This window comes from Mesorhizobium sp. M7A.F.Ca.US.010.02.1.1, from assembly GCF_004023085.1.
Taxonomy (GTDB): domain Bacteria; phylum Pseudomonadota; class Alphaproteobacteria; order Rhizobiales; family Rhizobiaceae; genus Mesorhizobium.
In genome coordinates this window covers 210,885-223,072 of the sequence record NZ_RZRV01000005.1, presented here as the reverse complement: position 1 = coordinate 223,072, position 12,188 = coordinate 210,885, and the positions used below count along the sequence as shown (strand labels likewise).

At 62.9% G+C, this 12,188-nt stretch carries 15 protein-coding genes; 4 read left to right on the top strand and 11 right to left on the bottom strand.

The annotated features are described in order from the left end of the window. The first annotated feature begins 172 nt into the window (after positions 1 to 172). From rpoN to ptsN, 3 genes are all read left to right on the top strand, one after another. Entirely contained in the window at positions 173 to 1,699 is a 1,527-nt protein-coding gene (rpoN, locus tag EOA19_RS07745) for an RNA polymerase factor sigma-54 (RefSeq protein WP_128303209.1), read from the top strand. Positions 1,700 to 1,962: 263 nt separating this feature from the next. After that, entirely contained in the window at positions 1,963 to 2,547 is a 585-nt protein-coding gene (gene raiA / locus EOA19_RS07740; RefSeq protein WP_128303208.1) for a ribosome-associated translation inhibitor RaiA, read from the top strand. Between the two features lie 105 nt (positions 2,548 to 2,652). Further along, the gene (ptsN, locus tag EOA19_RS07735) at positions 2,653 to 3,117 is read left to right on the top strand and encodes a PTS IIA-like nitrogen regulatory protein PtsN (RefSeq protein WP_111548784.1); all 465 of its coding nucleotides are present in this window, start codon (positions 2,653 to 2,655) and stop codon (positions 3,115 to 3,117) included. A 68-nt stretch (positions 3,118 to 3,185) separates the two neighbouring features. On the opposite strand, the gene EOA19_RS07730 is transcribed toward ptsN, so the two are convergent. Together EOA19_RS07730 and EOA19_RS07725 are read right to left on the bottom strand one after the other, a co-directional pair. Further along, a complete protein-coding gene (locus EOA19_RS07730) occupies positions 3,186 to 3,440 on the bottom strand; it encodes a DUF1150 family protein (protein ID WP_023760740.1) in 255 nt (84 codons plus the stop codon). A 121-nt stretch (positions 3,441 to 3,561) separates the two neighbouring features. Next, the gene (locus tag EOA19_RS07725) at positions 3,562 to 3,987 is read right to left on the bottom strand and encodes an Hsp20 family protein (RefSeq protein WP_023760739.1); all 426 of its coding nucleotides are present in this window, start codon (positions 3,985 to 3,987) and stop codon (positions 3,562 to 3,564) included. Between the two features lie 316 nt (positions 3,988 to 4,303). On the opposite strand from EOA19_RS07725, the gene EOA19_RS07720 reads away from it, so the two are divergent. Further along, positions 4,304 to 5,245: a nucleoside hydrolase gene (locus tag EOA19_RS07720; protein WP_023812539.1), complete on the top strand. Its 942-nt coding sequence runs from the start codon at positions 4,304 to 4,306 to the stop codon at positions 5,243 to 5,245. Positions 5,246 to 5,402: 157 nt separating this feature from the next. On the opposite strand, the gene EOA19_RS07715 is transcribed toward EOA19_RS07720, so the two are convergent. From EOA19_RS07715 to EOA19_RS07675, 9 genes are all read right to left on the bottom strand, one after another. Continuing rightward, positions 5,403 to 6,017, bottom strand: coding sequence for a LysE family translocator (locus EOA19_RS07715; RefSeq protein ID WP_128303207.1), 615 nt, complete (start codon positions 6,015 to 6,017; stop codon positions 5,403 to 5,405). Between the two features lie 113 nt (positions 6,018 to 6,130). Next, positions 6,131 to 7,579, bottom strand: a complete 1,449-nt coding sequence (locus EOA19_RS07710) for an amidase (RefSeq protein ID WP_128303206.1) — start codon at positions 7,577 to 7,579, stop codon at positions 6,131 to 6,133. A gap of 1 nt (position 7,580) precedes the next feature. After that, positions 7,581 to 8,486, bottom strand: coding sequence for a ribokinase (locus tag EOA19_RS07705; protein WP_128303205.1), 906 nt, complete (start codon positions 8,484 to 8,486; stop codon positions 7,581 to 7,583). 152 nt (positions 8,487 to 8,638) lie between these two features. Then, entirely contained in the window at positions 8,639 to 9,121 is a 483-nt protein-coding gene (locus EOA19_RS07700) for a hypothetical protein (RefSeq protein WP_164892880.1), read from the bottom strand. Then, complete coding sequence (locus EOA19_RS07695) at positions 9,096 to 9,608, bottom strand: hypothetical protein (RefSeq protein WP_023812544.1); 513 nt, start codon at positions 9,606 to 9,608, stop codon at positions 9,096 to 9,098. Before EOA19_RS07695 ends, EOA19_RS07700 begins: the two co-directional genes overlap by 26 nt. Further along, positions 9,575 to 9,967 carry a hypothetical protein gene (locus EOA19_RS07690; protein ID WP_023812545.1) on the bottom strand — a complete coding sequence of 131 codons (393 nt, stop codon included), beginning with the start codon at positions 9,965 to 9,967 and terminating at the stop codon, positions 9,575 to 9,577. Before EOA19_RS07690 ends, EOA19_RS07695 begins: the two co-directional genes overlap by 34 nt. A gap of 20 nt (positions 9,968 to 9,987) precedes the next feature. After that, positions 9,988 to 10,458, bottom strand: coding sequence for a hypothetical protein (locus EOA19_RS07685; RefSeq protein WP_128303203.1), 471 nt, complete (start codon positions 10,456 to 10,458; stop codon positions 9,988 to 9,990). A 221-nt stretch (positions 10,459 to 10,679) separates the two neighbouring features. Then, positions 10,680 to 11,555, bottom strand: a complete 876-nt coding sequence (locus tag EOA19_RS07680) for a bifunctional helix-turn-helix domain-containing protein/methylated-DNA--[protein]-cysteine S-methyltransferase (protein ID WP_024502817.1) — start codon at positions 11,553 to 11,555, stop codon at positions 10,680 to 10,682. Positions 11,556 to 11,679: 124 nt separating this feature from the next. After that, entirely contained in the window at positions 11,680 to 12,174 is a 495-nt protein-coding gene (locus EOA19_RS07675) for a DUF2244 domain-containing protein (RefSeq protein ID WP_128303202.1), read from the bottom strand. Positions 12,175 to 12,188: the final 14 nt, after the last annotated feature.

Here is a 12,188-nt window from a genome sequence, read left to right as displayed (position 1 = left end):
TTTGCGGTTCGCGCGGCGCTTTTTTCTCGATTTTGCTCCGGGATAACGCTCCGGTAAGCGCGTTTTGCTACCAATTGCCTTGACAAGCAAAAGCCGGGCCAGTTTTTATGGCCGGCTGCAAAATTCTTGCCCGGAAGTCGGGATGCGTAGACGAGGCGTTTGAAACCGAACCATGGCGTTGGCGGCCAAACTACAGCTACGACAATCGCAGTCGCTGGTGATGACGCCGCAGCTGATGCAGTCGATTCGGCTGCTGCAGTTCACCCATGTCGAGCTTGAGCATTTCATCGACGAGGAAATCGAGCGCAATCCGCTGCTGGAACGCGCCGAGCCGCAGGACGATGCCGCCAGCGACCAGGCGCAGAAGATCGAGGCGGAGCCGCAAGCCACCGCCGAAGGCGACTGGTTCGAAAACGAGACGCAGTGGAGCGCCGAGGCGATCTCGGACAAGCTCGACACGTCGCTGGAAAACCTGTTTCCCGACGACCCGGGCACCAGCGAGCGGCTCGGTCCCGACCTGACGGCACAATGGAAGTCGGCTTCGGGCAATGGCGCGGGTTCCTCATCCGAGTGGTTTGATGCGGGCGATATGGCGACTGCTGTGATCACGCTGCGCGACCATGTCGGTGAACAGGTGGCGCTAGCCTTCGCCGATCCGGCTGCACGGCTGATCGCCGCCGAACTCGCCGACGGCCTTGACGAGAGCGGCTATCTGCGTGCCGACCTGGCCGAGATCGCCGTTCGTCTCGGTGCGGATGCCGCCGCCGTCGCGAAGGTGCTGGCGGTGTGTCAGACCTTCGAGCCGGCCGGCCTGTTTGCCCGCGACCTAGCCGAATGCCTGTCGCTGCAACTTGCGGTGCGCAACCGGCTCGATCCGGCGATGAAGGCGCTGGTCGCCAATCTCGAACTCCTGGCACGGCGTGATTTTCACGCATTGAAACGGATCTGCGGTGTCGACGAGGAGGATCTGCTCGACATGCTGGCGGAGATCCGGGCGCTCGATCCCCGGCCGGGCATGGCGTTTTCGGGCGGCGCCAGCGACGCGATCGTCGCCGATGTCGAGGTGCGCGCGGCCAATGACGGCAGCTGGACGGTCGAGCTCAATGCCGAAACGCTGCCGCGGGTTTTGGTCGACCATATCTATTTCGCCCAGGTCTCACCGCAGGCCAAGAACCAGGCGGAAAAGGATTTTCTGGCCGAATGCCTGCAGAATGCAAACTGGCTGACGCGCAGCCTCGACCAGCGGGCAAAGACCATCCTCAAGGTCGCCTCGGAAATCGTTCGCCAGCAGGATGCCTTCCTCGTCCATGGCGTGCGGCAGCTGAAGCCGCTCAATCTGCGCACGGTGGCCGACGCCATCGGCATGCACGAATCGACGGTCAGCCGGGTCACAGCCAACAAATACATGCTGACGCCGCGCGGCGTGTTCGAGCTCCGGTATTTCTTCACCGCCTCGATCGCCGCCTCGGGCGGCGGCGATGCGCATTCCTCGGAAGCCGTGCGTGACCGCATCAAGCAGTTGATCGACGAGGAAAAACCCGTCGACGTGCTTTCCGACGACGCAATCGTCGACATGTTGCGTGAAAGTGGCGTCGACATTGCAAGGCGTACGGTCGCCAAGTACCGGGAAGGCATGAATATCCCCTCTTCGGTGCAGCGCCGACGCGAGAAACGGGCGATGGCCAGCGCCGGGCGCTGAGCGGGTCGATTTTCCACAGGCCGGCACTTCATTGACAAGCCGCGGTGAAGTGGCTAGAAGCCCGCCCGCATGAGACGGGCTAGATGCCCGCATGCGGATGGTCCGTCACGACGTTGGCCTCGGGACGGTCAAAGGGCGGCTTGTGATCAACCGGAAAGTTTGGATTTAAAATCGGCGCAAGTGACGCCGCAAAGCTTGTGCGCACGGATCACGAGTATAAACTCGGGCCAGTTTGAAGCCTGAGCAGGAAGGTCAGTTTTCAGATGAATCTGCGCATATCGGGAAAACACATGGACATCGGCGATGCGTTTCGGACACGCATCAATGATCGCGTCGGCGAAGCGATCGGCAAATATTTCGATCGCGGCTTTGCCGGACATGTCACGGTCATCAAATCGGGCTCGCGCTATTCGGCGGACTGCATGATCCGGCTGGATTCCGGCGCTTCGCTGCAGGCCACCGGCGATGCCCAGGATCCGACATTGGCCTTCGAGGCCGCGGCGGATCGTCTGGAAACCCGCCTGAGGCGCTACAAGCGCCGGCTGAAATCGCACAATTCGGGCGCCACCAACGGCCAGCCGACCGACATAGCCTACACGGTGATGGCGCCGCTTGCCGATGACGACGAGGACATTCCGGAGAATTTCGCGCCGGCCATCGTCGCCGAATCAACCATGACGCTGAAGACCATGTCGGTGGCGTCGGCGGTCATCGAGCTCGACACCAAGGACAGCCCGGTCTTTGTCTTCCGCAATGCGGGAACCGACCATCTCAACATCGTCTATCGCCGACCCGATGGAAATATCGGCTGGATCGACCCGTCGACGACCAAGGTCGCGCAAGCGTGACGACAATGGTCGCACGGACGTGACGACCACGGTCGCACTGGGATAAGAGCCGGCCGCACGAGGGGTGGGGACTGGTGACGGCAGGCGAACAAGGGATTTTCAAGCATGGATCTGAGCGATCTTATCAACGTTCCGGCGATACTGCCGGCGTTGAAGGCGAACTCCAAGAAGCAGCTGCTGCAATTGCTGTCCGAACGGGCAGCGGCGATTTCCGGCATTCCGGAGCGGGAGGTGTTCGACACCATCTTGCAGCGTGAGCGGCTGGGTTCGACCGGCGTCGGCAACGGCATCGCCATTCCGCACGGCAAGCTGGCCGGCGTGAAGCGCATCGCAGGTGTTTTCGCCCGGCTGGAGACGCCTGTCGATTTCGAATCGCTGGATGATCAGCCCGTCGATCTGGTGTTTCTGCTATTGGCGCCGGAAGGGGCGGGCGCCGACCACCTCAAGGCACTGTCGCGCATCGCGCGGGTCCTGCGCGATGCCGACACGGTGGCCAAGATCAGGGGTACGCGCGACGCCACGGCTATCCACGCGCTTTTATCGGACACCCAGGCTTCGCACGCGGCCTGAATTTCGAGAATGATATCGCCACAGGGCCGCCATGGGCGGCCCTTTTCCGTTTCAGCGGGAAATCGCTCTCAGTGAATGGCGACCGTGGTCAGATCGTTTTCCATGGCACCGGCCAGAGCGCGGTCACGCGCATCGGAAAGCAGGATCGGCTGGCCATTGGCGGCAAACAGCGCCCACAGTTCCATGCCGGGGGCGATTTCGCCGAGATTGGGGAAACGGCCGAGCAATTCGTCGCTCGAGACCTTTCTGAGATAAGCGACCGAGCCTTCGCCGAGATGAGCGAATTCGCCATTGGTCATGGTGATGTTTTCAGTTCTGGTCATTTCAAAGCCTCCTTGGCGCGAGGACGCCGCTCAAGGCCATCCCGCATGAGAGCCATTCAATTTGCTGCATCGTGCTTTCGAAAAATCGGTGCCGATTTTCCGGCCGATGCAGTGGTAAAGATCAGTCTTTCACCGATATGTTTATTTTCCGTACCAGCCGTTCGGACTCCGGCCGATCGAGGTCGATCGACAAAAGACCGTTCTTCAACTCCGCCGCGATCACCCGCATGCCGTCGGCCAGCACGAAACAGCGCTGGAACTGGCGCGCGGCGATGCCGCGATGAAGAAATTCGCGCTCGGTGTCGTCGGTCTGACGGCCGCGCACGACCAGCTGGTTTTCCTCCGTGGTGACATCGAGATCGCTTTCGGCGAAACCGGCGACCGCCAATGTGATGCGCAACCTTTCGGTCTTGCCGTCGGCGCCGCTGAGGCGTTCGATGTTGTAGGGAGGGTAGCTGTCGCCGGATTTCGCCAAGCGTTCCAGGGTCTTTTCCATGGCGTCGAAACCAAGGAGAAGCGGGCTGGAAAAGGGCGTCATTCGGCTCATGTTACATTGTCCTCTCAAGAGCGACATAAAGTGGAAAAACCCAGATGGCATTTTTCCCGATGGCCTTGATATGGTCCGCCCCGCGACCAAGTTCAAGCCGTCAACAGACCCGCCCAAAAAGACCAGGCCGTGGACTCACAGGAATGATCGGCATGGCGCTTGAAACGGCGAGCAGATGCAAGGAGAAGCGCGCAGGTCGGGGATCGTCTTCCCCGGTCGAGCGGTTCGGCATGGCAGCTCGCGGCCGCTTCGGCGTCATTTGGATGTTTCGATCGGATCGGTTCAAGCCCACGACCTCGCCAAACAAGGAATTGAAATGCCCCAGTCACGCAAGATCATCATCGACACGGATCCCGGTCAGGATGATGCCGTCGCCATATTGCTGGCGCTCGGCAGCTCCGAACTGGAGATCGTCGGCATATCAGCCGTTGCCGGAAACGTGCCGCTGAAGCTTACCGAAAAGAATGCCCGCAAGATCTGCGAGTTGGCTGGCCGTCCGGACATCAAGGTCTATGCCGGCGCCATCCGGCCCCTGATGCGCGAATTGGTCACCGCCGAGGAAGTGCATGGCAAGACCGGTCTCAACGGACCGCAACTGCCCGAACCGACGATGAAGCTGCAGGACCAGTACGCGGTCGATTTCATCGTCCAGACGCTGATGAGCGAAGAAAGCGGCACGATCACGCTTTGCGCGCTCGGCCCGCTCACCAACATTGCGCTGGCGCTGATCCGCGAGCCGCGCATCGCACCACGCATCAAGGAAATCGTGCTGATGGGCGGCGGCTTCTTCGAAGGCGGCAACGTCACCCCGACCGCCGAATTTAACATCTATGTCGATCCGCAGGCCGCCGATGTCGTGCTCAAATCCGGCATCCCGATCGTGATGATGCCGCTCGATGTCACCCATAAGGCGCTGACCACTGCCAAGCGCACGCAAACCTTCCGCACGCTCGGCACCAAGGTCGGCACCGCCACCGCCGAGATGCTGGAGTTCTTCGAGCGCTTTGACGAGGAGAAATACGGCACCGACGGCGGCCCGCTGCACGACCCTTGCGTCATCGCCTATCTGTTGAAGCCGGACCTGTTCAAGGGCCGCAACTGCAACGTCAGCGTGGAAACGGCCTCCGAGCTCACCATGGGCATGACCGTGATCGACTGGTGGGGCGTCACCAAACGGCCGAAGAACGCCATGGTGATGCGCGACATCGACCATGACGGCTTTTTCGCGTTGCTGGTGGAGAGGCTGGGGCGGCTGTAGGTTCTTCCTTCTCCCCGTTCACGGGGAGAAGGTGCCGGCAGGCGGATGAGGGGCGGCACAAACGTTAATATTTTGTCTGCAGACCCGGCGTTGCCCCTCACCCGATCGCTTCGCGACCACGCTCTCCCCGTAAACGGGGCGAGGGAAGAGGCGCACCTTACTTCGCCTTTGAAAACGCCAACCACAGGCCGCCGCCGACCATGAAGCTGCCGCTGATCCTCGACAAAAGTTTTATGCGGCCGGCCGACAACAGGCGCCCGGCGCGGCCGGCGGCCAGCGCATAGGTCGAATCCGAGAAGGCGGCGAAGATCATGGCGGTCAGGCCCATGATGGCGATCTGCAGCGAGTAGTTGCCTTGCGGCGAAATGAACTGCGGAAAGAAGGCGCCGAAAAAAATCAGCGTCTTGGGATTGCTGAGCGCCACCAGCAAGCCCTGCAGGAAGAAGCCGCCGCGTGGCTTTCTCGCTGTTCCATCGGCATTCAGCGTGCCTTTGGAACGGAACATCTGCACACCCATCCAGATCAGATAGGCGGCGCCGATCAGCCTGACCCACTCGAACCAGTGGCCCATGCCTGCGATCAGCGTGTTGAGGCCGATGCAGACGATGGCGATCATCACGGCAAGCCCGGCCTGCGTGCCGGCGACATTGGCGAGGCCGGCGCGCGAGCCATGGCGAATGCTGTTGGCGATGATCAGCGTGACCGTCGGACCGGGCACCAGGATGATAACGATGCAAGCGAGGACATAGGCAGCGTAGAGTTCGAACGACATGATTTTTCCCCAGGAATACCGCCGAGGCGGCGCGGTTGAGGGTAATCAATGCATAGCAGCGCAGCCGGTGCAAGCCGCTACCTAGCGCCCTGCGACACGCCAGTCCGCCCGGTTCAGGCGCCGGCCTGCCAGGGCAGTGTAGCCTCATAGGCCGCCGCCGCCTTGAGTACGGCGAGGTCGCCGCGCGGCCGCCCGATCAGCTGCATGCCCATCGGCCGGCCCCGGTCGTCGAAGCCGACCGGCACGTTGACCGCCGGGCAGCCGCCTAGGGTCGCGAAGGCGGAAACCTGCATCCAGCGGTGGTAGCTGTCCATTGCGCGTCCGGCGACCTCACGGGGCCAATGCGTGCCTATGTCGAAGGGGAAGACCTGCGCCGTCGGCAGCGCAATCAGGTCATAGCGGTCGAAGAGCGACAGCAGCTTGCGATGCCAGGATGTGCGGGTCACGGAGGCGGCGCGGATCTGCGGCGCCGTCAGCCGCATGGCGTTCTCCACTTCCCAGATGGCTTCCGGCTTGAGCAGCCGGCGCTTCGCGGGATCGTCATAGTGGGTTTTGAGCGCGCAGCCGCTGCTGGCCTGGCGCAGCGTCACGAAGGCCTGCCACAGCGCTTCGAAATCGAAATCCGGCAGCAGGGGCTCGGTCGCGAAGGACGCTTCCGTAAAGCGGCCAAGTGCCGCCTCGCACAGGCCGAGAATGCCTGTTTCAACCGGCAGATGACCGTGGAGGTCACCGAGCCAGGCGATGCGGCCACCAGTTGCCGGTATTCCAAGCCCTTCGAGGAACGAGCCGGGTTTCTCGTAGGACAATGGCGCGTGCGGGTGGTAACCGGCCTGCACATCGAGCAGCAGCGCCATGTCACGGACGTTGCGGCCCATCGGCCCGTCGACGCCCATCTGCGCATGGAAGACTTCGAAATCGGGTCCGCCGGGAACAAGTCCTTGCGACGGGCGGAAGCCAAAAACATTGTTCCAGGCGGCCGGGTTGCGCAGCGAGCCGCCGAAGTCGCTGCCATCGGCGACGGGCACCATGTCGAGCGCCAGGGCCACCGCCGCGCCGCCGCTCGAGCCGCCGGCGGTCAGGGCCGGATCGAAGGCGTTCAGCGTCGGCCCGAACACGGCATTATAGGTGTTGGAACCAAGCCCGAATTCGGGGACGTTGGTCTTGCCGATGATGATGGCGCCGGCATTGCGGATGCGCTCGACGAAGAAGTCGTCTTCCTGCGGCACGAAATCGGCGAAGATCGGCGAGCCGAACGAGGTCCTGAGGCCCGTGGTCGAGGCGAGGTCCTTGATGGCCATCGGCAGGCCGAAGAGCGGGCCGGCTTCGGCTCGCGCCGGACTGGCATCGGCCGCATCGGCTTCGCGCAGGATGTCGCCGCGATCGCGCAAGGAGACGATGGCGTTGACCAGCGGATTGACCGCCTCGATGCGATCGAGGAATGCCGCCACCACCTCACGCACGGAAAGCTCTCTCTCCCGGATCGCGCCGGCGAGTTCGACCGCGGAAAGGCGGCAGATGTCGCTTGCCGGCGGCACGGCATGCTTCGTTTGAGGACGCAGCATTTTAACGGGTTTCCTGCAGCGCCTGATCGACGTCTTTGGCGAGCGGGATCGCCGGTTGGGCGCCAGGCTTCAGGCAGGCCAGCGAGCCGGCTGCGCCGGCGCGCGCCAGCGCCTGTTCGAGCGTGAGGCCCGACGACAGGCTGGCGGCGAAATAGCCGCAGAACGTATCGCCGGCGCCGACCGTGTCGACAGGCGTTATCTTGCGCGCAGGAACGGCCAGGTACTCGGTCGGTGTCGCCGCCATCACGCCGTCGCCGCCGAGTGTGACGACGACGGTGCGGCCGGTCTTTCCGGCAAAGTCGCGCATGCGGGCCGCCCGGTCGCGGCCTTGCAGCGACAGCGCTTCGCCATAGAGGTCGAACTCGGTTTCGTTGGCGACGACATAGTCGGCCTTGCCGAGAAAGCCGGCTGCTTGCCCCTGGAACGGCGCCGTGTTGAGCACGGTGATGGCGCCGGCCGCCCTTGCCTGGTCGAGGGCGGCATCGACGGTGGCCAGCGGAATCTCATTTTGCAGCAGCACGACGTCGCCTTTTTTCAGAAAGGCCTTGGAGAGATCGCCGGGCACCACGGAAGCGTTGGCGCCCGGCACCACGGCGATGATGTTCTCGCCGTCGTCGGCGACCATGATCAGTGCCGTGCCGGTCGAGGCGTGAGTCTCGGCAACGCCGGACAGGTCGACCTTGCCGTCGCGCAGCAATGCCAGTGCCTCGGCGGCGAAGCTGTCCCTGCCGACGGCGCCGACCATGCGCACCGAGGCGCCGGCGCGTGCGGCGGCCAGTGCCTGGTTGGCGCCCTTGCCCCCAGGCGCGGTGGTGAAGGCCGAGCCGCCTACCGTCTCGCCGGGGCTAGGCAAGCGGTCGACCTTGGCAATAAGGTCGAGGTTGATCGAACCGATGACGATAATCAAGCAAGGCCTCCTGGCAACGCAAATTCAAATGTCGGAGCATCCTTGTGCGTCCAAGCGAACGCAGGTCGTTCCGATTGCGCGGAAGCTAACCTGTAAGGCCGCGGCTTGCCAGACCACGCGCATGGTCCAGCCCGATTTGGGGTGTCGTGGCCTTATTCGCAGCGCACGGTGACCGTGCCCTGATAGTTGCCGGCGGGAAAGATACCGCTCGACCTGGTGGCGGTGAGGTCGACCTGCATCGTGTGGGTGCCGTTGGCAACCCTCTGCGGCACACTTCCGTTGACATCTGCCCCCGAGCCATCGAGGCGGAAGACCGAAGCGAAGGTCACGTTGGTGCCGCCGCCGCTCGGCGCGGACGAGAATGCGGCAGGCGCCGGCGCCGAAACCGAATAGCAGTCAAGCAAATTAAGTATCGAGCACAACAGGGAGCTTGCCACCACGGTGGCGCTGGCGCTCGATCCGCCTGCCTGTTTGGAGCCCAGTATGCTGATGGCGGGATTGGCCTTCATCGTTCCGGACGCCCCGACCATGATGGTGCAGGTGCCGATGATCGCCGCCTGCACGGGAAGGCAGGAACCGGCAAGTGCTGCCATCGCAAGCAGCGCGCGACTACTGCTTCTTCTTTTTCTTGCCATCACCACTTCCGGTCCTGATGCTCCAGCCTTCGTTGGCCCACCCCGGTGACGCGGCCGTGGAAGTGCTGGCAGCCACGCTCGCCGTCTGGCCGTCGGCGCCGAGGCCCATTTTGAGGAGCTTCAGTTCCAACTGCAGGCGCTCGACCTCAAGCTCATAGAGACGGCTGCAATCGACGCGCTTCGGCGTGCGCCCGATCGGGATCACCACCCGACCATAGGTGGCAACGCTGTTGTCCGACTGGCTGTTGCCTCTGATAACGCCGAGATCGACATAAGCGCCGGAACCGGAGACGGCGGAACGGCAAGTGGTACCGTCCGCGGCATGGACCTCGTCCTGGCCCTGGGGCAAGGTGACGCCGGGCAGGTTGAAGCCGCTCTCATTCTGGTTAAGGTTGTAGACGTCCTCGGCCCCGGCCGGCGACGCACCCGCCCAAGCAGCCGCGAGCGCCAGTGTCAGGACTTGCGGCGCCCAAAAAACTTTCCGCATATCTGTGCCCTTATCTGCGTCTGTTGATTGGGAAAGGGGATGCTTTCGGTACAGATACGCACTTTACGCTCGGCAGCGCCGTCAAAAGGCACAACCACAAGGACAGAACGGGAGGCCTGCGAAGCCAGCTGGAATATATCTGGAGAGATTCTGGCATCTACCGGCTGAAAATCCTGATCGTAGACATGGATTTCGACCCGGATCTTCCGGTCGTAGGGATTGGCGGGGAAGACGCGAACCGCGAAGACGTCGGTGAAGCTGTTGATCTCGCCACGCATCGGCGACATCGACTGGGCCTTGGCGGCAATGGGCGCCAATCCGACGGCCAGTGCCGTCGCCAGGATTCGAGCATGTTTCACGACCCCCTCCTTCGCTCGCGTCATTCACAGCGCAGCGTTACCGTTGCCTGATAATTGCCGTTGGCGAAGCGATTGCTGCCGCCCTTGGTGCCGGCGAGGTGGACCGAAACGAGGTCGGCGCCGGGGGTGGTGATGCTGCTTGCCGAGCCGGTCTCACCGATGGCATGCGCGCCGGCGGCTGAGTAGGTGGGCGTCCAGGTCGTCGACGTGCTGTCTGCCGATGGCACCGTCATGGTGGTGACCGGGTCGACACTCAGCGACACACCTCCGGTCGTCGTCAGCGTCACGGTTCCAGCCGAGCCGCCGCTGTTGTGGGAACCGAGGGACTGGAGATCGGGACTGGCCGTCATCGTACCGTTGGTGGCAACGACAAGCGTGCACGTGGGCGCGATCGTGCCATTGAAGATGACATTCTGCGTCGCGGCCAACGCGGCCTCGTCGATGCTGGCAACCAGCAGAGCTGCGCCGCAGGCGACGCGAAACAATGTCATCGGGACCTCCTATCAAGCCGGATCGTCCGGATTCATATGAGGGCATCATCACTTTATCGTGGTTAATTTAGAGTTACCTAAAATAAAGGTTCAAAATAACTATTACAGGAACCGGAGGTTGCCCTCGGTTGCAAAGGCGAAAACCACAGTGGAAATCGCGCTTATACTTAATAACGCCGACATACCCATGGTTTTCTTCGTAATGTCGAGAAAAATCGATATTACGATACCTGCCCGGCTTCCCAGCCCAGAATGGCGCGCTTGCGGGTCAGGCCCCAGTGATAGCCGGTGAGGTCGCCTGATTTACCGATGGCGCGGTGACAAGGCACCACGAAAGAGAGCGGATTGGCGCCGTTGGCCGCACCCACCGCACGGCTGGCGGATGGTGCGCCGATGCTGGCCGCAATCGAGGAATAGGTGCGGGCCTTACCCATCGGGATCTTGAGCAGCGCCTCCCAGACGCGAACCTGGAAGTCGGTGCCGATCATGACGACATGCAGCGGCTGGTCGGGGCGCCACAGCGTCGGGTCGAAGATACGGGCGGCATAGGGGCCGGTAGCAGTCATGTCCTCGACATAAATGGCGTTCGGCCAGCGGCTGGACATGTCAGCGAAGGCGGCGCGTTCCTCGCCGGGGTCGCTGAAGGCGAGGCCGGCGAGCCCGCGCTCGGTGGCCATGATCAGGGCGGTGCCGAACGGCGAGGAATGGAAGCCGTAGCGGATGGTGAGCCCGGCGCCGCGTGTCTTGTAGTCGCCCGGCGACATCGCCTCATGCGTGACGAACAGGTCATGCAGCCGGCCCGGGCCGGACATGCCCAGTTCGAACGAGGTCTCGAGCAGCGGCATGCCGGAATCGAGCAGCCTGCGCGCATGGTCCAGTGTCACCGCCTGCAGGAAGGCCTTAGGCGACAGGCCGGCCCAGCGGGTGAAGAGTTTTTGCAAGCCGGTCGGCGTCTCGCCGACCTCCTCGGCCAGTTCTTCAAGGGAAGGCTGATCACGATAGTCGAGACTGATCTTCTCGATGGCACGGCGCACGATTTCGTAGTCGCTGCCTTCAGGCGTGATGTCCTTTTTGAGGACCGCGGTGTGTGTGCTCATGGAACTGTCTCCTTGAGCCGGAATATCGCCCCTCGGGGCGTCGATCGCCACCCGAAACTTGCCTTCTTGCGGCGCATACCCAGATAGGCACGGGATTCGAGCCCTGGAGTCGCTCGTGGCTGGCTCAGCGTGCCTTGGCTGTCGCCAGCGCTCGCGAAAAGGCGGTGGCAAAACTCTCGCGGGAATCGGGGTCCAGGAACGATCCGATCGGCACGTTCTGCCCTTGGCCTTCCACCGTCATCCCTGTGATGCCGATCTCGGCGTGACGGGCCACCGAAAACCGCGCCCAGAACGGATTGAAGCGATGCGCTTCCGATTTCCCCGAGGGGGCTGTCTTGCGGATGTCGAGGCTGGTGCGCGAGACCGAGACTTCTTCGCGGGCACGAGCGGCACGATAGTTGATGCGAAAGGCGATGTAGACGGCGGCCACGTCGAGGCCGAAGAAGCCGAACACCGGCCAGGCGCCGCGCGACAGGAAAAACGCGCCTGTTACCAGCCAGCCGAACAGCAGCGCGCCCATCAGGACGAGGAATCCTGTCCGGCCCAGAGACCGGTGCGGGGTGAGTAGCGCCTGAAAGAATGGCTCGTCGGCCTGAAACGAGGCGTTTGTGTCGCTCATGAGGGGATATTATA

What these genes read in the sequence shown, in the direction of transcription:
- raiA (WP_128303208.1), top strand. Translation starts at nt 1,963, where the DNA reads ATGAATCTGCGCATATCGGGAAAACACATGGACATCGGCGATGCGTTT.
- EOA19_RS07710 (WP_128303206.1), bottom strand. Translation starts at nt 7,579, where the DNA reads ATGCTGCGTCCTCAAACGAAGCATGCCGTGCCGCCGGCAAGCGACATC.
- ptsN (WP_111548784.1), top strand. Translation starts at nt 2,653, where the DNA reads ATGGATCTGAGCGATCTTATCAACGTTCCGGCGATACTGCCGGCGTTG.
- EOA19_RS07685 (WP_128303203.1), bottom strand. Translation starts at nt 10,458, where the DNA reads ATGACATTGTTTCGCGTCGCCTGCGGCGCAGCTCTGCTGGTTGCCAGC.
- EOA19_RS07720 (WP_023812539.1), top strand. Translation starts at nt 4,304, where the DNA reads ATGCCCCAGTCACGCAAGATCATCATCGACACGGATCCCGGTCAGGAT.
- EOA19_RS07725 (WP_023760739.1), bottom strand. Translation starts at nt 3,987, where the DNA reads ATGAGCCGAATGACGCCCTTTTCCAGCCCGCTTCTCCTTGGTTTCGAC.
- EOA19_RS07695 (WP_023812544.1), bottom strand. Translation starts at nt 9,608, where the DNA reads ATGCGGAAAGTTTTTTGGGCGCCGCAAGTCCTGACACTGGCGCTCGCG.
- EOA19_RS07730 (WP_023760740.1), bottom strand. Translation starts at nt 3,440, where the DNA reads ATGACCAGAACTGAAAACATCACCATGACCAATGGCGAATTCGCTCAT.
- EOA19_RS07675 (WP_128303202.1), bottom strand. Translation starts at nt 12,174, where the DNA reads ATGAGCGACACAAACGCCTCGTTTCAGGCCGACGAGCCATTCTTTCAG.
- EOA19_RS07715 (WP_128303207.1), bottom strand. Translation starts at nt 6,017, where the DNA reads ATGTCGTTCGAACTCTACGCTGCCTATGTCCTCGCTTGCATCGTTATC.
- rpoN (WP_128303209.1), top strand. Translation starts at nt 173, where the DNA reads ATGGCGTTGGCGGCCAAACTACAGCTACGACAATCGCAGTCGCTGGTG.
- EOA19_RS07700 (WP_164892880.1), bottom strand. Translation starts at nt 9,121, where the DNA reads ATGGCAAGAAAAAGAAGAAGCAGTAGTCGCGCGCTGCTTGCGATGGCA.
- EOA19_RS07680 (WP_024502817.1), bottom strand. Translation starts at nt 11,555, where the DNA reads ATGAGCACACACACCGCGGTCCTCAAAAAGGACATCACGCCTGAAGGC.